Here is a 19,316-nt window from a genome sequence, read left to right as displayed (position 1 = left end):
AACTCCGGCACCGCGGCGATTTCGGCCGCCCAGGCAGTTGAGAAAGCCTCGCGATCGGCCTCGACCCAGCGTGTTTCGCCCATGGCCTTGAGCGGCATGTTCTGGCCTTCCATCGGCCGGATCAGGCGGACACGTCGCTCGACCTCGCCATCGTCGAGCATGACGCTGGGGGTCGGTATCTGCACGGCGGCGCGGCCCGATTGCTCGTTGATGAGCAGTACGGCACGCGGATCGCGGAGACGATCCAGCGCCGCATTGAGCGTGACGGGCCGATTGCGCTTGCGTTCGGTGATCGTGAGCAGGCGGCTTTCGGCGCCGGTGCGCGGATGGGTGTAGATCACCTGCCGATCGGTGACGACGAAGTTTTCGGCCTGCAGCGTCTCCAGCCCGGCGTCGTAGGTGCCTGACGCGATCGCGCCCTCGACGCGCGCCGCCAGCAGTTGCTCGAAGGCACCGAACAGCACGCCCTGCAGCGCAATGGTCAGTGCGAGCAGGCGATTGAGGAAGGTGGTGATCGGCGGCAATTCGTCCTTGATGCCATTGGCATCCATAAGCTTGAGACCGGTCGCCGCCTCGAAACGCTCAAGCGAACAGCCCTCGACCTTGCCGCGTACGATCAGCAGACAGAGCTGCCGTAGCGCATCGCGGGCATAGTGGCTTTCGAGATTGTCCTCTGGCCGGAAAAGGCCCTGGCCGCCGCTCTGGCGCTGGCCGCGCGTGATTGCGCCCAGCGTGTCGAGGCGCCGCGCGATCGTCGAGAGGAAGCGCTTTTCCGCCTTCACATTGGTCGAGATCGGACGGAAGAGCGGCGGCTGCGCCTGATTAGTGCGATGCGTGCGTCCCAGGCCCTGAATGGCGGTGTCGGCCTTCCAGCCGGCTTCGAGCAGATAGTGCACACGCAGCCGCGTGTTCCGGGCCGAGAGTTCGGCGTGGTAGCTCCTCCCCGTCCCGCCCGCGTCCGAAAAAGCCAGAACGCGCTTCTGGTCATCCATGAAGGCCCGCGTCTCGGCGAGGTTGGCTGACGCGGCACGGTTTTCAACGACAAGGCGCTCGCCCTTGCGGACAATGCGGCGCGACCGGCCGGTGACCTCAGCCACGATGTCCACCCCGAAATGCCGGATGATCTGGTCGAGCGAGCCGGGGACAGGCGTCAAGCTGGCGAGTTTGGCGATCAGCTCGTCGCTCCGGGCGACCGCCTCGCGGCTCTCGACGGGCTGGCCTTCTCGGTAGACCGGGCGCGACGACAGATTGCCTTCTGAGTCGGTGAAGGGCTCGTAGAGCTGCACCGGGAAGGAATGGGCGAGATAGTCGAGGACGTATTCGCGCGGCGTGATGTCGACTCGGACGTCGTTCCATTCCTCAGTCGGCAGCTCGGCCAGCCGCCGTTCCATCAGTGCCTCGCCCGTCGAGACGATCTGGACAACGGCCGCATGGCCCTCCTCCAGATCGCGGGTGACGGAGCGGATCAGGGTCGGCGTCTTCATGCTGGTCAACAAATGACCGAAGAAGCGCTGCTTGGCGCTTTCAAAGGCGCTGCGCGCGGCCGACTTGGCCTGGGCATTGAGCGTGCCGGTGCTGCCGGTGATGTTGGCCGCCTGCATGGCCGCATCGAGATTGTTATGAATGATGCCGAAGGCGTCGGCATAGGCATCATAGATGCGGATCTGTTCCGGCGTCAGCTCATGCTCGATCAGCTCGTATTCGACGCCGTTGAAGGAAAGCGAGCGGGCCGTATAGAGGCCGAGTGCCCTGAGGTCGCGTGCCAGCACCTCCATCGCCGCGACGCCGTCGGCCTCGATCGCCTCGACGAACTCGGCGCGGGTCGAGAATGGAAAATGCTCGCCGCCCCAGAGGCCGAGCCGCTGGGCATAGGCGAGATTGTGCACGATGGTGGCGCCAGTCGCCGACACATAGACGATGCGGGCATTCGGGAGGGCGTGCTGTAGCCTCAGGGAGGGGGCGGCGTCGCCGCGTTCGCCCTTGCCGCCGCCGGTGTTTTGCATGGCGTGCGCCTCGTCGAAAATGATGACCCCATCGAAATCCGGACCCAACCATTCGACGATTTGTTTGGCCCGCGAAACCTTCTCGCCGCGATCGTCGGAGCGTAGCGTGGCATAGGTGGTGAACAGGACGCCTTCCGGCAGCACGATCGGCTTGCCCTGCGGGAAACGCGAAAGCGGCGTGATCAGCAGGCGCTCCATGCCGAGCGCCGACCAGTCGCGCTGCGCATCCTCGATGAGCTTGTTGGACTTCGAGATCCAGACCGCCCTACGACGGCCATGCATCCAATTGTCGAGGATTACTGCGGCGGACTCGCGGCCCTTGCCTACACCGGTGCCGTCGCCAATCATGAAGCCTTGCCTGAAGCGAACGGCACCTGCTGCGTCGTCGGCTGCGGCGGTCACCACGTCGAAAGTGTCATCGAGGGTCCAGGCGCCAGCGAGATATTCGGTGTGGGCCTCGCCGGCATAGATGACGGTCTCGAGTTGCGCATCCGACAGCAGGTCGAACACGTTCCGCGGCAGGCGCGGCCGATAGCTCGGCTTGGGCGGTGCCACCGAGGCCATGGCTGCCGATTGAACGAGCTGGGTGGGGTGAGCCCGGGAGCCGGGAATGCGGATCGCCTGAAGCCCGTAGGCTTCATAGATGGCGTCGCTGATCTGGCCGTCCTCGGCCGCCTGCCAGTCGACGGCCTCATAGGCGAGGTCGATGGCTTCCGGTTCGGCGATCGACATGCGTGGCATGGTTCTCGCCGAGCGTGTGAGATAGCCGTGCACGGTTTGGGGCGCGGCGACCGCCGATGCCGTGCTGGAAACGGGGGCCATTACGACCGGCGGCCGCGCGGGAAGGCGCTCCTCAATCCACGCGAGGATCGTCGCCGCATCCGGAGCGATGCCGGGAGCATCCGCGAAGACGGTGGGATCGTCCGCCGGGAGCTTGTCGATGACGGTGAGGCGTGTCGGAAAGGTCGTGCCACGCTTGGCGTAGGCCGAGCCGTCGATGGCGGCGGAGAAGACGACGCGCCCACGTTCCTGCAGGCGCGTGAAGGCGGCGGTCCAGGCCGGATGGTTGGGCGCGAAGTTCGCACCGGTGATCGTCACCAGCCGCCCGCCAGGCGCAAGGCGCGCCAGCGCCGAGGCGATGTGCCGCCAGGCCGCGTCGGCCATGCGGCCCTCGACATTGGTCATGACCGAAAAGGGCGGGTTCATCAGCACCACGCTCGGCACGGCGCCGGGATCGAAATGGTCGTCGATCTGGGCGGCGTCGAAGCGGCTGGCGGAGACGGCCGGAAAGAGGAAGGAGAGAAGTGCCGCGCGCGTCTCGGAAAGCTCATTGAGGACGAGCGAGGCGCCCGCGATCTCGGCCAGGATGGCCAGCAGCCCGGTGCCGGCGGAAGGCTCCAGCACTCGGTCGGCCGGCGTAATCGCGGCGGCTGTGGCCGCGACCAGGCCGAGCGGGATGGGAGTCGAGAACTGCTGGAAGGTCTGCGCCTCTTCGGATCGGCGGGTGTGCGTTGGCATGAGCCGGGCCATCTTCGACAAGGCGGAAAGCCGGAGAGCCGGAGACGCGGCTTTGCGGAACAGCGCCTTTCCATATTTGCGAAGGAACAGGACCGTCGCGCCTTCGCAACCATCGTACGCCTGCTTCCAGTCCCAGGCGCCGGCTGCATCGGAAGCCCCGAACGCGGCTTCCATCGCCGCGCGCAGTTTTGGCGCGTCGATGCGCTCGCCGCGTTCGAGATGGGGAAGTAAAAGGCCGGCCGCAGCGAAGATGCTTGCGGCCGCACCGGCTTGGGCTAGTGGGATCGACGCGGCAGCGGGAGCCGCGACGGCGGGCGAGATCATGGTCATGATTTGAACCTCGGGAGAGCGGGGACAGGATCGAGCCGCGCGGCGCTCTCTCTGGACCGCGCGGATTCAAACCCATCCCGGCCTACCTCTCCCTCTCAGGCGCCGGCCGAAGCCAAAAAACAAGCGCCCCGCCATGAGGTGGAGCGCTTGCCGGTTTATCAACCGATCTCAATCATGTTCCTCCGTCAGGCTTCGATTTCCGCAGGAAACCGTTGCGGTCGTAGTGCTGATCCTGAAAAGCACCCGGCACTCGTCCGAATCCGGGCCACGATGGTGGAAGGATCGACGCTTTGGGTGTGCGGTGTGACGCCGCGCGAGTCAGGCCGCCGCCCGCCCTTCGACCACATCGGCGCCGACCTCGTCGGCGGTGATGTCTTCAAGACGCGCATTGCGGTATCCGGTCTTGGCCGTCCAGAGTTCGGCCGCATCGCGGCTCTCGGCGAGGTGCAGCAACTCGTCGTGGTCGGCGATCTGATGCAGGACCCGGACCATGCCGATCGCGGGCCGCTCGACGATCTCGAAGCTGAGCGCGCTATCGAGCGAGTGGATGCACATAGTGGTCACGAGCATGATGCCGCCGGAGGAAAAATTCCCTTCGTTGAGCGTAATTGAGGCAGGAGCGCTGTAGGTCGGATGGTCGCGCGGGGGTGACTTGCGGACCAGCCGGCCGAGACCGGTGCGGCGCTCCCAGTCCGCGAGCTTGCGGGTGAAGCGCGCTGGCGGCTTCGGCGCACCGTCCGAATAGCGGATGAGCGAACCGAGCGGGGCGTTGTCGTAGATTATGTGGGCTGACATGGACATATCTCCTGAAACGAAAATGGCCCGGCTGGGAGCCGGGCCGTGAGGTGAAGGGGAACGTCGCGACCGGAGCCGCGCTGTCGATAGGTGCTATTCGGCTGCGACCGCGTGAGCGGTGACCTCATCGGCTGCCACCGAGTCGTCTTCATCATCGCCGGCGAGGAATTCGGGCAAGTCACCCTCCTCGCCCTCGTCCGGCTGCATGGCCGGTGCGTCCTGAGTGGTCAGACGGAGTGGTTCAGGCAGCCAGCCACTATCGGCCAGGAGGCGTTCGGCCTCCTTGGCCATGTCACCCTTCTTGAGATGATCGATGAGCTGGGCCGCCTGCTCGCCAGCGCCCTCACGCACGGCTTCGAGGATCCGGGACTTGGTGACCCGGCCGAGATAGTTTGCGACCGTTGGGCGCCAACCCGCAGCCACCATGTCGAGCCCCGTGGCAAGAGAAAGCCGATCGGCCTCGCGCAGCCGCTGATCCAGCCCGTGCTGGGAGACGCCGCTGCCATAGGGGTTGGCCCGTTCGAACAGGGCGTTGATGCCATAGCTGACGCAGTGCGCTAGCAGCGCCTGCCGACTGGCTTCATCGAGACTGTCAAGCCAGACCCACAGAGTCTGGTCGTCACTAAGCGGGATGTCGCCCTTCCATGCCGCATGGCGCTCATCGACCGCCTTGGCCGCCGGGCTGTCTTTGAGGTCGGTGTCCTGCGCAGGCAGGTGGATATGCCGGACAAACGCCTCGACGCAGCCGGTCGCGGAACGCTGATCGAATGTGTCGAGGACGAGCCGATGCAAGAGTGCTGTGATGGCCACATGCTGGTTCTCGGCCACGGCATTGCGCAGCGCCAAGGTGCGATGAGCGGTGAGTTCGGTCACCAGGCGCTCGGGCAGTGGCTTAATGGTGTCGCCCTCATCCTCCTCGGGCTCGGAAGCCTGAGTACCGATGGTGATGGTTGCGCGGCGAGCCGAAAGTTCGTCGCTGCTATCCTCGCTCCCGGTGGTGCCGCCGGACTCGGCGGAGTCGCCCCCGACCGTCTGTATGGCTTCATCCTCGGGGCGCACATGGCCCCGATCAATGACGAGATCGCCATTATGATTGATGCTGATGAACACGCCGGCGCGAGCGATCTCGGTCGCATCGTAGTTCATCGGCCGGCTCTCGAAGGCCTCGAGCGCGGACTCGATCTCGCCGAGGCGCTGATCGACATCGTCGGGGAGTTCGTCGGCTTCGCAATACTCGGCTTCCAGCCGATCGTATTCCTTGCGCAGCGCTTCACGTTGTGCCCACTCCGCTTCGGTCAGATCGGTGGGCGTGCCGGCGAGCGCCCTCAGGCCGTGATTGTGGCCATAGGGCAGATCGATATCGACCACGATCCACTTCCAGCCTTCGGCGGCGATCTCATCTGCGACCGATTTCAGCTTGTCGCGAACCAGGCGGTCGAGCAGCACAGGGTCCTGCAGCCAGCCGCCATTGTCGGCCTCGAACAGGTCACGCAGCACTATCCCGCCGGCTGCGACATAGGCCTCTACACCGACGAACAGCGCTCGACGATCGCTTGCCCGAACCGTGGTTTCGGTCAGCATGCGCCGGATTTGATGCGGCTCCTTCGACCACGAATGTTCGAGCGCCTCCCAGACCTGTTCCTGACGGGCGTGATCGTCGGCCACGGTGAAGGCCATGAGCTGATCGAGCTTCATCCCGTCCTGCCCGTAGATATCGTGCAGCTTGGGCGAGACCTTCGCGAGCCGCAGGCGTTGCTGGACAAAGGTCGCGGACACGAAGAAGCGTGCCGCAATCTCCTCGTGGCTCGCGCCCTGATCGTGCAGGGTCTGGAAGGCACGGAACATGTCGAGAGGATGGAGATCCTCACGCTGGAAGTTCTCGGCCAGCGAATCCTCCTCGATCGGCACCTCGCTATCGGCGTTGGTGACGACGCAAGGCACAGGCTCGGTTTTGACCATGCGCTTCCGCTTGATCAGCAGCTCAAGGGCGCGATAGCGGCGGCCACCAGCCGGCACCTCAAACATGCCGGTCTCGTTGCCCTCACCATCCAACACTGGCCGGACGTTGAGACTCTGGAGCAGGCCGCGCCGTCCAATCGAGGCGGCGAGGTCCTCGATCGTTTCCCCGCGCTTGATGCGCCGGACGTTGGACTGGCTCAGCATCAGCTTGTTGAACGGGATGTCGCGCGAAGCGTTGAGGGTGATCTTCTGCTTGACGGTAGCCATCTTGATTATCTCCGCGACGGGCGGCCGAGACTCTCTCGACCTCCAAACCCGTCACAAAGACCGGCGCAGCCCTCTCACTCTACGGACCGCGCCGCACACGGAAGATCCGAGGCACGTGAGGAGGATCACGCCGCCCTCCTGTCGATGTCCTGGATGCCCCGTCAGGTTGCGGCAGGAAGGAGAGCAGCCAGTCAGCCGCCCTGCTGGCCTGGGAGGCGGCACGCACGATGGCGCGGTTGTCTTCGCGAAGAACCTGAAGCCAGGAGGCCAGGTAGTCGGCGTGGCGCACGGTCGGCACGATGCCAAGCGAGGCGCAGCAAAAGGCTGCGTTCATCTCGGCGACCAGTTCCTCGAAAGCATATTTCTTGGTGCCCAAGGCGCCGCTGAGGTCACGGCCGACGCGGGAGGCATGGCCGGTAGCATGCCCGAGCTCGTGCAGGGCGGTGCGGTGCCAGTCGATGGTCTCGAAATAGGCCTGCGGCGGCGGCACCCGAACATAGTCATGCGCCGGAGCATAATAGGCGCGATCGCCACCGATGCGGAAATCGATCCCGGTCGCCTTGATCAGCGCGTCGACGGCCGGCTCGATCAGTCCAGGCTCTGGTGCAGGCGGAGCCACGGCCAGATCGTCAGGCAGATTTTCACATTGCGCCACGTTGAACACGATGAAGCGCTTCAGGAAAGGTATGGCATGTGCCGCCTCGCCGGTTTCCCGCGCGCGATTCTTCTCGTCGTCAGGGATGAAGCGATCGGCATAGACGACAGTGGTCCCGTGTTCGCCCTTGCGGACATGGCCGCCCAGCGATAGCGCCTGGCGAAAGGTTAGCCAGCTCTGGACGGGAAAGCCATGCTCGATGACCGCACCCCACAGGATTAGCACATTGATCCCGGAATAGGCGCGGCCGGTCGCGGCGTTGGCCGGCATAGCGAGAGGAGCTTTCGTCGCCGTTGTGCCCCAAGGCTGCACCCAGGGAAAGCGCCCACCCTCCAGCTCGGCGATGATCTTGTTGGTGATATCGTCATAGAGGCTTGCCCGGTCGGCGCCGGCGCGAGCGTAATGTCTGGACATCGCGGTTCTCCGCGACGGGCGCCGGAGGCCCTCCTCCAGCTCTCAACCCGTCTCGGCAACCGGTCCGTACTCTCACTCTAGACGGCTTTGCGAGGGCCTCCCGCAAAGGGAGGACGCTCTCGAATTTGGGCACAGGCGGTCCGCGCCAAATCGGCAAATGTCGGCGACCCTCTGGTATGGTTATTGTTCCCGGACTGCGTGTCGGATGCGGTCGGTAAGCGTTTGTTCGACGTCGAAATAGCCCTCCCAGGCTTCGGGCAACTGAGCCCGCGCGGCGGCGGCGAAAACATCGAAACCGTTGGCGCTTTCGCAGGTGGGCAACTCCTCCCAACTGACGGGCACCGCGCACGACGCCCCCGCGCGTGCCCGAGTCGACCAGGGACAGATTGCAGTGGAGCCCTGGCCGTTGCGCAGGTAATCGAGAAACATCCGGCCCTTGCGCTTCGCCTTGCTCATGTTGGCGACGAAACGCGACGGATCTGTACGGGCCAGTAGTTCGGCGAAGTCTTGGCAGAAGCTCTTGACCTCGTCCCAGTTTGCCTCCGGGACGAGCGGCACGACCACATGAACGCCCTTGCCGCCGGACAGCAACGGCCACGACTGCAGTCCAAGCGCTTCCAGAATGCCCCGAATGTCGAGGGCTGCCTGCTTGACGGCCGTGAATCCAAGGCCCTCGTCCGGATCGATGTCGAAGATCATGCGGTGCGGCAGATCCGGCTGCTGGCGACGGCTTCCCCAGATGTGGAATTCGAGCACGTTCATCTGGACGCCTGCGATCAGCCCAGCCAGGTCATCGACCCACAAGATGCGGCTTTCCTTCCCGGACATCTTCCCCAACTGGCCGTCATGGATGGCCTTGGGCATGCCTGGCAGTCTGTGCTTCTGAAAAAAGGTCTGCTGAAGGTCGCCGTCGGTATCGCGCACCAGCGACAGCGGCCGATCCTGGATGTGCGGCAGCATCTTCTCGGCGACCACGGCGTAGTAGGCGGCGAGCGTGGCCTTGGTCACCTTGGTCCCCGGATACATGACCTTGTCGGGATGCGTCAGCTGGACGCCGACAGCAGCAGCGATCTCCTTGCCGATTCGCGGATCGAGATTAGCGGGGCCAAGAGTTGCCGCCGTTTTCGTCATTTCCATCACGACCTGGTCGGCTGGCTTGTCTTCGCGCATGCCCTCAAAGCTTGGATGTCGCAAGCTGCCGTCCGGTGTCACTTCGGCATAGGTGACTTCGGCGACAAGCTCGGGCCTCACCCACCGAGCACGGCGGGCAATTTCTCTCGGAACGGATGCGAAAGCCGGTTTCTCAATATGGCGTTTCTCGAGCTTCGCGAGGATGTCCTTGCGCATAGCTGCGGTGAACCCGGTGCCGACGCGGCCGCGATAGATGAGCTTGCCATCGTCGTAAGTGCCGAGGATCAGCGAGGCCATGCCATGTCCTGTGTCGCTTGGCCGATAGCCGCCGACAACGAATTCCTGTCGCTTCGTGCACTTGATTTTGCGCCAACTCCCATTGCGGTCGCCGACGTAGGAGCTGTCGGCGCGTTTGGCGATAACACCTTCGTGGCCGCCCTCGCACATGGCGTCGAACACCATTTTGCCCTGGTCGACGATGTGGCTGGAGAATTGCAGGGAGTCGTCAGGGCGGCGAGCACCCAGCAGGGACTCCAGCCGCTCCTTGCGCTCAAGGAGCGGCTGGTTCGACAGATCTTGGCCATCCAATTCAAGCAGGTCGAAGGCGTAGAATTTGAGCGGCAGACCCGCGGCAATGCCGGTTTTCAGCATGGAGAAGTTCGTGCGGCCCTGGCTGTCGATGGAGACGATTTCACCATCGATCAGTACCGAGCCCTTGGTCAGTCTCTGAAGTGGCGGCAGGATCACCTTGAACTGCCGGGTCCAGTCGTGGCCATTGCGGGTATAGACGACGACATTCGAGCCGGAGATGGCGGCCTGGGCACGATAGCCGTCGAACTTCATCTCGAAGAGCCAATCCCCGCCCACCGGTATGTGGTCTGTCAATGTGCAGAGCTGGAATGGCCGAAACCCCGGCAGCGGATATGCAGGAACAGATTCTGAGTCTCTGCGCCGTGTGCGCCTTTTGCCGATGCTTAGGGTACCATCTACAGGCGACATGCGGAACTGAGATACATGGTTCGATTCAATACCCTGCTTGGGATTCAGTTCCATGCTCAACCATCCACGCGCCGGCGACCGTCGGCGCTCTAAGGAAGAACGGCGTATAAGCCGCAGTCCTGCGCGCGTCGGCAACAGCGGACATTGTCGCGCGCAGGACGGAGGAAATTCGCCCCCGCTGCGGGCGGTGAACGGGACAGCCGTAGGAGCGTCAGCATAGCGCCGGCCGCAGGACGGGACGCGGGACCGACTGTCCCCGTCCGCGGCGGTCCGCATGGTTTGCATTCAGGATGGAAGCGGCCGGCATCGTTCGCGCGCATTTCCTCTTCTCGACGGTCTCGCCGCTAATTGGCACGATAGGATCGGCCGATACGGGGCGAGTTTGCCTGAAAGAATTGGTCAGGTCTTGCCTTCGGCTCTGCTCAATTACGTGGGAGCTTGTGAATTTCAAGCCGGACAGGCCCGCCTCTGTTACAGCTCGTGCAGAAAAGCGCTCGCTCGACCGAACTGAACAGAGCGTCCTTTCCATAGCGCTTGATGAGCCCGGCAGGCTTTACCGTTGCATGGTGCGAACAGGATCTGCACCATGCCCGCAACACATGCCATTCGCGAAGATCGCCGAGCGCCACATCGAGGCCGGCATGGACACTGCCATCAATGATGGTCTGCGGCGGGATCTTCACCTCGCCCGGCGTCAGGATTTTCTCCATCACATGGCGACTGTTGTAGTGGATCAGCAACATGCCTGGCCGGCGCCGGATAGCGGCTTGCCAGGCTGCCTGACTCACCGCTGAATCGGGAGAACGCGAAATGGTTTCCGCCAAAGCCTGCTCTTCGCGATCCCAGACCTCGATCCGAAAATTGTCTTCCGCTGTCTTTGCCATAGCTTCGCCGGCCAGCGCGATTGACGCCGAGCCTTGGTCCCTTGCTGCTCCAGATCACGCTGAAATAAGGAACATATTCCTCTCCCGTCAAGAGCATACTCGACGCGTCGTTCTCTTTTTGTTTACATGGCGAAGATAAGCCATAGGAGGGCTACCGAGGTCGGCTATAAGATTCATTCCTGCAAGTCGCGACTCCAACGGCTGGAACGCTGTATTTCCGCCTTGTGATCAACCAGTGCGGAGCAACCGCACCGCCGCCGGCGGGGTTGGAGAGGGGTTTGCCGTAGTTGCTGGCGCCATGGTCGACGTCGCGTCCGCTGCTATCGCCGACGTGGTCCTTCGGTCGTCTTGCGATTTTAGCTAGTTACCGTTTGTCCCTGGCCCGTTCCGGCTCAAGCGCCGAGAGCAGGCCATTAATTTGGTGGGAAAAGGCAATGACATTGGCCAGGAACATCGGCATCACCACCACCGTCCAAGCCGATACTAGGTACATTAGCGTGTACTCACACTCTGCTTTGGGTTAGATTGCAGGTCAATTTGTAAGGTCGAGACGAGCAGCCTCAGGGAGGATGCAATGGTTAAGCCCGGACGCAAATGGATGCTATGGGGTTCGTGTGCCCTTTGGCTTCTGGCCCTGCCCGCGCAAGCGAGCAGATTGGGTGATCTAGTCAAGAATGGCGACTTGCCAGCGGTCACTGCCGCCTTGGACAAGGGCCTCGATGTCAACGAAATCGACGGCGTGACGGCACTTTACATCGCCTCAGAAGCCGGGAATGTCGAGTTGGCAGCGCTGCTGATCAGGCATGGGGCAGACGTCAACCTACCTGTCAGCTGGCAGCGAACGCCGCTCTACGCCGCCAACAAGGGCGGCCATGCTGACATCGTCAAGCTGCTGCTAGACAACGGGGCCGACCCAAATCGGGTGACGAAAGCGCAGACGCCGCTGCACGTTGCTGCCGAAAATGGCTGCCTCCCATGCGTCGTCCATCTTGTAGAAGTCGGAGCAGATGTTAACGCGCTGACATCGAATGGAAGTCCCCCGCTACATCTGGCCAAGGTCGCAGGGCACGAGGACGTCGCAGCCTATTTGCGCAGTCATGGCGCCGCAAAACCGGCCATCGCGCCGATTTCACCACGGCTTGCCTCAGCAAACGCTCAATCGGGCAAAGTAATATACGACAGCACCTGCGTGGCCTGTCATCTTTCGCCGGGCGTCAGGGTACCCAAAAAGGTCAGTCTGTGGAGCATCGTTGGGCGCCAGAAGGGTTCACAAGCGGATGTCCAGTATTCATCTGCTATGAAGGACGCTGGTGGTAATTGGAGCTTTGAGGAACTCAATCTCTTCATCTCGAATCCCGCGCTCGCGTTGCCCGGCACGGAGATGTCTTTCCCGGGATTGAAGGACGAGAACAAGCGGGCCGACCTCATTGCCTACCTTCGGACTTTGAGTGATGCACCGCTGCCGCTTCCTTGAGCGCTGTTGTTGGTGGGTAACTTTGGTGCCGAATTGACCTGCAGCGAGCACGCCGAGGCAAGATTTCTATCTCACGGCTTCGTTTCTCGCACCAGCGTATCCCCCTCAGCCGCTCATCCCGAACCCCGACCAGCCGCGCAAGCATTTCGACCCGGTGAAGCTTCGCGAGCTGGCGGAATCGATCCGCGAGCGCGGCCTTATCCAGACCATCACGGTTCGCCCGGTCGACGGCAAATTCATGATCGTTGGTGGTGAGCGCCGCTGGCGCGCTCACCAGATGATCGAGGCGGCCGACATTCTCTGCGAGGTTCGTCAAGATCGACGACAATGAAATGGCGCTGCAGGCGATCGTGGAAAACTTCGCCCGCGGCGACACGGTGATCATGGACCGTGTCAAAGTCGGCTTCTCCGTTCCGATCGACCCCGATGATTTCTCATGATCTCTGATCAAGGGCGCTGTTTGGCTTAAGAAGATTTGTGCTTTGCTGACGGCGCCGAACCGGTCTGGAGACCCTTCTCTCATTGGTGTAGTCAAGGACTGGATAGCCGAAAGCCGTTGACTAACTGACGCGAACCGCTAGCCGCCCGTTGTCGGCGGCTCCGTGATGGAACGAAAAGAATAGAAGCTGAACGTTCGCGTGCGATTTTGCACGAGGCATCTCACAACTTGCCGATTTCCTTAGGTATCTGCCCCGTCACGCCGCTGCAATTCTTCCAAAAGCCGGCAGCGGCTGATTCTCTTCGATACGCTACGGTCCGCTCTGGCCCTTTCTGCGGGGCGCCGAGTTCTATGCGTTTTTTATCCTTTCCTTGGAACACTCGGCCTACTGTGACGAGATATGGAGAGGTGCGATCCAGACCATTCCGGAACGACAGCAAGAGGCCGGCCGACCGCTTGGCCTGTCCAAAACCCGATCATGATTTCCGTCCTTCTCCCGCGGGCTTTCAGGTGGCCCTGCCAGCGATCGGCGGCCAGAACATCCTGCTCCTGAAGGGGACCGCATTGGCGTCGACAATCACGGTTCTTCGAACTGATGGGTGCAGCCAACCTCGTTCGCGCTCAGACGTTTCGGGTTAGCGAGCCTCTGTTTGCCGCGGCGCTTGGATATTTCCTGCTGGCGGTGGGATCACGACTGGCTTCGGGTTTTCAAGAGACGGCTCGCTCAGCGATATTGATCGGGACCGAGCAGTGTCGGTTGAGGTAGCGGCCTTTCCGAAGCCACATCATGGCCTCCGCCGCGGCCTCAGCGCCACGGCTAGGATGCCACCTAGAAGTAGCCGAGGATGGATTTGACCTCGAGATATTCCAGCATGCCCTCAAGACCATATTCTCGTCCGTTTCCGGACTGCTTGAAACCGCCAAACGGGGCATGCGGATCCCAGGCCGGGTAGTTGAGATGAATCTGACCGGACCGAATGCGCGACGCGACGTCCCTGACGACCTCCAAGTCCTCGCCTTGCACATGGGCCCCCAAGCCGTACACCGTGTCGTTGGCGATGGTGACGGCCTCTTCGACTGTGTCATAGGGGATAATGCAGAGGACCGGCCCAAAAACTTCTTCCTGGGCAATGCGCATATGGGTGCGCACGTCCGAAAAGATCGTCGGCTTCACGTAGAGGCCGACGTTCAGATCGTGTGCACGACCCGGTCCGCCGATGATGAGCCTGGCGCCTTCCGAAATGCCCACGTCGATCATGGTTTGTATTCGGTCGAATTGGGTACGATTGGCGATCGCACCGTGAGTGGTGGCTTCCGAAAGAGGATCGCCGACGACGATCTGGGCCGCGACCCTCTTGGCGATTGCCTCGATCTCGGACAGCCGCTCGCATGGCACGATCATGCGCGTCGGAGCGCTGCATGACTGGCCGAGATTGCGAAAGGCGGCGGCTATGCCCAGGGAAACGGCGCGGTCGAGATCGGCGTCCGGCAGGATCACGTTCGGGGACTTGCCACCGAGTTCCTGGGCGACACGCTTGATGGTCGGCGCTGCCGCCTGGGCCACCGCAATGCCCGCGCGGGTGGACCCAGTAATGGAGATCATATCGACATTCGGATGGGATGCCAGACTAGCACCCACGCATGCGCCATCCCCTTGCACCAGATTGAACACTCCGGCAGGGAAGCCGGCTTCCTCGATCGCCTCGGCGAACAGCAGAGCGTTCAGGGGAGAAAGCTCGCTCGGCTTCAACACGACCGTGCAGCCTGCCGCGAGCGCCGGCGAAACCTTGGCGGTGATCTGGTAAAGCGGCCAGTTCCACGGCGTAATCAGTGCGCAGACACCGATCGGTTCGTGGGTGATGGCGGTTTGCCCCCGCTGCTTGACGAAGGGAAAGGCTGTCAGCACATCACGCGCAGCCTTAACATGCTGGATCGCCAGCGGCACCTGAGCGCTGCGCGCATAGCCGATCGCCGCGCCCATTTCGAGGGTAAGGCATTGAGCCATCAGTTCGCCCCGCGCCTCGAGCATCACCTGCAGGCGATCGAGCAGACCGGCACGATATTCCGGCGTGGTCCGGCTCCAGGCGGCGAATGCATGGCGGGCCGCAGCAACGGCCACATCCACGTCAAGGCTGTTTCCGAGCGGAAACCGAGCCACAACCTCTTCGGTGGAGGGGTTCACCACGACGCCCTTGGCGGTGCCGCTCGGCTCGACCCATTGACCGTCGATGAAAAACTTGTCCAGGTGGCCGTTGCGCGACAGATGTTCGAGGGGTGTCATCACGCGACAAGACCCTTCATGCGGTCATAGCCACCCAGAACCGGCAGGAACCAGAGGCGCCCGAAATAGCCGGGGATCGCCTGCCAGTTGAAATCCTTCCAGGGGTTCAAGTCAGGGCGCCCATCCATGACATCAGTCGTGGTGCTGCCCATCAGCGTCGACATATCCAGCCCGTAAGAGGTAGACTTCATTTTCTTGACCACCAATGCTGATTTGAGTGGGCGGCATCCAAGGCATAGTTGCGCGCCTACCAGCCGCGCATCCGCTCCCAACGCGCTTCAATCCCGGGGCTGTCCCCGTTTACGACACTGTAGAAATCATGCTGCGCGGCCATCGCACACGCATGGTTGGGCAGGATCCGGACCCGAGACCCGAGCGGCAGTTCGGGCATGGATTTCCCAGAACCGGCACGCATTGCAAGAATACCGTGTTCCTGACTGGCCTGGGCCACGATCACATCTTCCAGAACCCGCCCCTTCTCGTCGCAGACTACACCGTAACCCTGGTCGATCTGCTGGTTTGCGGTTCCTCTGTCGCGCGAAAGTGCCATCCACCCGGCATCAACCAGCACCCATCCCTTTTCCGGCTTGGAGCCGACCACAGTGGCCAATACGGAAATCGCGATATCGTCGCGGTCGCAGACGCCAACCCCGTGCTGAACGAGATCGAAGAACATGTAGACCCCAGCGCGCAATTCCGTGACACCCTCGAGATTCTGGGCGAAATGCGCGGTTGGCGTCGAGCCGACGCTGACGATCGGACAGGCATGGCCATGGGCGCGCAGGATTTCAGCAGCGCGCACGGTGGCCGAATGCTCGTTCTCCGCTGCCCTGACCAGTGCATCGGGCGTGTTCAAGCCATAGGATTCGCCTGCATGAGCGAGAACGCCGACGAGCTTGGCACCGGCCGCGACAACCCTGCTGGCCACGTCGAGCAATCTCGGGTCGTCCGGCTTCAAGCCACCGCGATGGTCATCGCAGTCCAGTTCAATGAGGACCGATGGCGTCATGCCGGTGGCTTGCCGCGTGTCGGCCAAGACATCGGCCTGCTCCACAGTATCGAGCAACAGCTTCACATCAGCGCCGGTACGGCGACAAAGCTCCATGGCGCGCCTGGCCGAAGCCGGCGAGATGCCAACCGCATAAGTGATGTCGCGAAAGCCGTGGTCCGCGAAATATTCCGCCTCGGCGATGGTCGAGACCGTGATCGGACCGGGCTCGCGAGGGAACGCGTATCGGGCGACGTCGATGCTTTTGGCCGTCTTCATATGCGGGCGCAGCACCACGCCAAGCTCCTTGGCGCGCTCAGCCAGCCGTTGAATATTGCGCTCGAGCCGTCCGCGATCCAAAAGCAGCGCTGGGGTAATCAAGGCGTCGATCGTCCTTGCCGTCTCGCTCGCTACCAGGTTTGCCGCCAACTTGTTCATCATCTCGTTTCCTAGGTGAACGACTGGTTTGCCAGCGCGTACATATGGGCTGAGCCCTCGGAGACAGGCCGCTGCCCCTTGACCATGGCGGTCGCCGAGCTGACCTGCTGGAGGCCGAGACTCACGAGCCAGTCGCCCAATCCATCTTCGGCATAGATATCGATGCGAACGAATTGATCATGAAGCTTGGAAAGCTGCGCCAAGATCAAAAGCCGCGCATCCTGGTCACTCTCGGCCGCACAGGGACCGATGACATAGCCACGGCCGAACCTCCTGCTGATGGCGTAGCCGGCAATCCGCCCGTCGCGTTCGACTACGACGACCTTGCCCACATCGGCGAGTGCCGCGACCATCGATGGCCGCGGCATGCCCGTGGCCCGTTCATCGAACGCCTGGATCGCGGTGAGGTCGGAGATCGTCGCCTGACGCACACCGTCACCGGCCCCCCGCGTCACCACAGTGGTCAGCAGGCCTTGGTGCTGGAGCACCGTGCCCCAGGTAGTGAAGCCGCGGCGCTTGTAGAGCGCGAGCCCCTCTTCGGTGGACGTGAGCAGCACGTTGCGACCCTGCGCCGCCTCAAGCAATCCATCAAACAGCCGCGAACCGTTGCCACCGCCTTGCGCAGGGCCAGTAACGATGATCATGCCGACGGTGGCAAAAGCCTTGCCGTAAATCCACGACATGGCGGTGCCAATCACCTGCCCTGCCTGCTCGAGAACCAGCCCCCTGCCGACAGTGGCGGCGAATTCCCAATCCTCAAGGCGATAGGGCCATCCCATCTCCTGCGACAGCTTCAGCGCGCCCGGCAAATGACGGGTTTCCAATTTCATCAGCTCCATCGGGTTGCTGACGGTGTCTGTGTCATGCTCAATGGCCATAAGTGTAACGCTGTCATTTTATCCAGAATTGAAGTCGCACCTTAGAGTCGCGTCTGGCGGACAGATTTCGATGCTGTTTTGCCCTTTCAATTCAGCGGGATTGTTCGTTTTAAGCAGTTCCTCGGCATCTCAAATTGCGCAAATCAGGCGAGGACTATCTAGCACCTGGAATCGCTAGCTCGTGGTTGCCCCGCGATCGGCCGACATCCGCACCGTTCGCAATGGGTGTGATCACGCTCTGCAATGACATAGCCGCAATGCTTCCCAGCGATGGAAGCCTGATGCTCATGAGGTTTTGGATGATCTACATCAGCGAAGAAGAGTCAGCCGCCCTTGTCACGCATGAACTTGCCTTCGAGGCGGCGCGGGAGGCTCTCGTGGCAGCAGCATCGAGGCAGAGCTGGGTCTTTCCTGCTGTGATCGGGCGCACAAAGGAGGCGAACAATACCTTCTCTATCAAATCCGGGTCGTCAAACGACCTGACCGGAGTGAAAATCGGCTCCTTCTGGTCGGGCAACCCCGCACGTGGCCTTCCCCGCCACAACTCCACCATCGTGCTGCTCGATCACAATACAGGACGGCTCCGCGCCGTAATCGAGGCCGGAAAGGTGAACGCCTACAGGACGGCCGCAGCCGACGCGGTTGCCGCTGATCTTCTTGCGCGCAAGCAGGCCAAGGTTCTGGCGATATTCGGCGCCGGCAACCAGGCGGGCTTCGAAGTGAAGGCGCTGGCACGCATTCGCGCAATCGAAAGCGTGTTCGTGGTGGCCCCGCCTTCGCTGCGGCGCGACGCTTTTGTCGATCAGATAGGCGAATGGGGCCTGCAGGCGCGTGCTGCCTTGCCCGAAGAAGCCGTGCGTGCGGCCGACATCGTGGTCACGGCGACACCCTCACGCGAACCGCTATTCGATGCCGCTTGGGTGGGACCCGGAACCCATATCGTCAGCATGGGGTCGGATGCTCCAGGCAAGCGCGAATTGCCGAGCGAACTATTTCCCAACGCACATCTGTTTTGTGATCTGCTTTCCCAGTCCGTTCAGATCGGCGAGTTCCAACACGTGCGCGACGAGATCGACGCCGGCGTGCTTGCAGTAACACCAATCGGCGACGTCATTGCCAAGCGTGTGTCCGGGCGCCTCTCCGATACCGAAATCACTGTCTTCGACAGCTCCGGTATCTCCCTCCAGGACCTCTACATGGCTGACGTGCTGATCCGCGCCAAGACGCCCGACCGCTGATCAGCTTCGCACCGAGAAGTCCCCGCCTCGATGGTGCGGCTGCACATACGACAGAGCTCCGCGGCCCCGTACGAGCGCAACCACACACGGCAGCCCTGAGTGGGAAATCCTCAGGAATCGGAAACGCGTGGCCCCGGAAGTTCATGCCGTAGATCGCGCCTCTCGAGACTAGTCCCGACCGCCGCCTACCAGTCCATCACCACCTTGCCCGAACTGCCACTGCGCATCGCATCAAACCCCGTCTGAAAATCATCGATCCCAATGCGGTGCGTGATCAGGCCGCTGACATCCAGCGGGCCTTGCACCAAGGCGATCATCTGGTACCAGGTCTCGAACATCTCGCGGCCGTAGATGCCCTTGAGATGCAGCATCTTGAAGATGACTTCGTTCCAGTCGATCTCGAAGCCAGTCGGCGCGATGCCCAGAATGGCGATCTTGCCGCCATTGTTCATGGTGTCGATCATGTCGCGGAAGGCGGGCGCGGCGCCCGACATTTCCAGGCCGACATCGAAACCCTCGGTCATGCCAAGCGCCGGCATGACGTCGCGCAGCTTTTCCTTCGACGCGTCGACGACATGCTGGACGCCGAGCTTTTTCGCCAGCGCCAGCCGTGCCGGGTTGATGT

The 19,316-nt window shown here is 62.4% G+C and carries 13 protein-coding genes and 1 pseudogene; 3 read left to right on the top strand and 11 right to left on the bottom strand.

Annotated features, from left to right (window positions below; genetic code table 11):
- The 6 genes from EN949_RS20490 to EN949_RS20465 all read right to left on the bottom strand — a co-directional run.
- Positions 1-3,851, bottom strand: a 3,851-nt coding sequence (locus tag EN949_RS20490) for a strawberry notch family protein (protein WP_127371757.1), incomplete at its 3' end; no start/stop codon positions are given.
- 318 nt (positions 3,852-4,169) lie between these two features.
- Entirely contained in the window at positions 4,170-4,646 is a 477-nt protein-coding gene (locus EN949_RS20485; protein ID WP_127365575.1) for a hypothetical protein, read from the bottom strand.
- A 93-nt stretch (positions 4,647-4,739) separates the two neighbouring features.
- Positions 4,740-6,872, bottom strand: a complete 2,133-nt coding sequence (locus EN949_RS20480) for a ParB/RepB/Spo0J family partition protein (protein ID WP_127365574.1) — start codon at positions 6,870-6,872, stop codon at positions 4,740-4,742.
- 79 nt (positions 6,873-6,951) lie between these two features.
- The gene (locus EN949_RS20475; RefSeq protein WP_127365573.1) at positions 6,952-7,941 is read right to left on the bottom strand and encodes a zincin-like metallopeptidase domain-containing protein; all 990 of its coding nucleotides are present in this window, start codon (positions 7,939-7,941) and stop codon (positions 6,952-6,954) included.
- 180 nt (positions 7,942-8,121) lie between these two features.
- Positions 8,122-10,125: a DNA ligase D gene (gene ligD / locus EN949_RS20470; protein WP_245458922.1), complete on the bottom strand. Its 2,004-nt coding sequence runs from the start codon at positions 10,123-10,125 to the stop codon at positions 8,122-8,124.
- Positions 10,126-10,493: 368 nt separating this feature from the next.
- Positions 10,494-10,955 carry a hypothetical protein gene (locus tag EN949_RS20465; RefSeq protein ID WP_064993170.1) on the bottom strand — a complete coding sequence of 154 codons (462 nt, stop codon included), beginning with the start codon at positions 10,953-10,955 and terminating at the stop codon, positions 10,494-10,496.
- A gap of 655 nt (positions 10,956-11,610) precedes the next feature.
- Here EN949_RS20465 and EN949_RS20460 point away from each other — a divergent pair.
- Together EN949_RS20460 and EN949_RS20455 are read left to right on the top strand one after the other, a co-directional pair.
- Positions 11,611-12,429, top strand: coding sequence for an ankyrin repeat domain-containing protein (locus EN949_RS20460; protein WP_164754705.1), 819 nt, complete (start codon positions 11,611-11,613; stop codon positions 12,427-12,429).
- A gap of 112 nt (positions 12,430-12,541) precedes the next feature.
- A pseudogene (locus EN949_RS20455) lies at positions 12,542-12,760 on the top strand (ParB N-terminal domain-containing protein); the annotation flags it as partial.
- Positions 12,761-13,697: 937 nt separating this feature from the next.
- Here the strand turns inward: EN949_RS20455 and EN949_RS20450 are convergent.
- From EN949_RS20450 to EN949_RS20435, 4 genes are read right to left on the bottom strand one after another with little or no spacing between them, the layout of a single operon-like run.
- A complete protein-coding gene (locus EN949_RS20450) occupies positions 13,698-15,152 on the bottom strand; it encodes an aldehyde dehydrogenase family protein (protein ID WP_127370804.1) in 1,455 nt (484 codons plus the stop codon).
- On the bottom strand, positions 15,149-15,340 hold the full coding sequence (locus EN949_RS20445) for a hypothetical protein (RefSeq protein ID WP_245321848.1): 192 nt from the start codon (positions 15,338-15,340) through the stop codon (positions 15,149-15,151). The genes EN949_RS20450 and EN949_RS20445 overlap by 4 nt, the downstream gene beginning before the upstream one ends.
- A gap of 56 nt (positions 15,341-15,396) precedes the next feature.
- On the bottom strand, positions 15,397-16,575 hold the full coding sequence (locus EN949_RS20440) for an alanine racemase (protein WP_127367492.1): 1,179 nt from the start codon (positions 16,573-16,575) through the stop codon (positions 15,397-15,399).
- 11 nt (positions 16,576-16,586) lie between these two features.
- On the bottom strand, positions 16,587-17,453 hold the full coding sequence (locus EN949_RS20435) for a GNAT family N-acetyltransferase (protein ID WP_127370805.1): 867 nt from the start codon (positions 17,451-17,453) through the stop codon (positions 16,587-16,589).
- 299 nt (positions 17,454-17,752) lie between these two features.
- On the opposite strand from EN949_RS20435, the gene EN949_RS20430 reads away from it, so the two are divergent.
- Positions 17,753-18,691, top strand: coding sequence for an ornithine cyclodeaminase family protein (locus tag EN949_RS20430; protein WP_127367558.1), 939 nt, complete (start codon positions 17,753-17,755; stop codon positions 18,689-18,691).
- Between the two features lie 185 nt (positions 18,692-18,876).
- Here EN949_RS20430 and EN949_RS20425 read toward each other — a convergent pair.
- The coding region (locus EN949_RS20425) for a zinc-binding dehydrogenase (RefSeq protein ID WP_164782520.1) at positions 18,877-19,316 on the bottom strand (440 nt) is incomplete at its 5' end.

The sequence above is a fragment of the Mesorhizobium sp. M7A.F.Ca.US.007.01.2.1 genome, assembly GCF_003998165.1.
Lineage (GTDB): Bacteria > Pseudomonadota > Alphaproteobacteria > Rhizobiales > Rhizobiaceae > Mesorhizobium > Mesorhizobium ciceri.
This window is presented reverse-complemented; position numbering and strand designations above follow the sequence as displayed.

Coding starts and splice junctions, on each gene's coding strand:
- EN949_RS20475 (WP_127365573.1), bottom strand. CDS start 7,941: ATGTCCAGACATTACGCTCGCGCCGGCGCCGACCGGGCAAGCCTCTAT.
- ligD (WP_245458922.1), bottom strand. CDS start 10,125: ATGGAACTGAATCCCAAGCAGGGTATTGAATCGAACCATGTATCTCAG.
- EN949_RS20465 (WP_064993170.1), bottom strand. CDS start 10,955: ATGGCAAAGACAGCGGAAGACAATTTTCGGATCGAGGTCTGGGATCGC.
- EN949_RS20480 (WP_127365574.1), bottom strand. CDS start 6,872: ATGGCTACCGTCAAGCAGAAGATCACCCTCAACGCTTCGCGCGACATC.
- EN949_RS20435 (WP_127370805.1), bottom strand. CDS start 17,453: ATGGCCATTGAGCATGACACAGACACCGTCAGCAACCCGATGGAGCTG.
- EN949_RS20430 (WP_127367558.1), top strand. CDS start 17,753: ATGATCTACATCAGCGAAGAAGAGTCAGCCGCCCTTGTCACGCATGAA.
- EN949_RS20445 (WP_245321848.1), bottom strand. CDS start 15,340: ATGAAGTCTACCTCTTACGGGCTGGATATGTCGACGCTGATGGGCAGC.
- EN949_RS20440 (WP_127367492.1), bottom strand. CDS start 16,575: ATGAACAAGTTGGCGGCAAACCTGGTAGCGAGCGAGACGGCAAGGACG.
- EN949_RS20485 (WP_127365575.1), bottom strand. CDS start 4,646: ATGTCAGCCCACATAATCTACGACAACGCCCCGCTCGGTTCGCTCATC.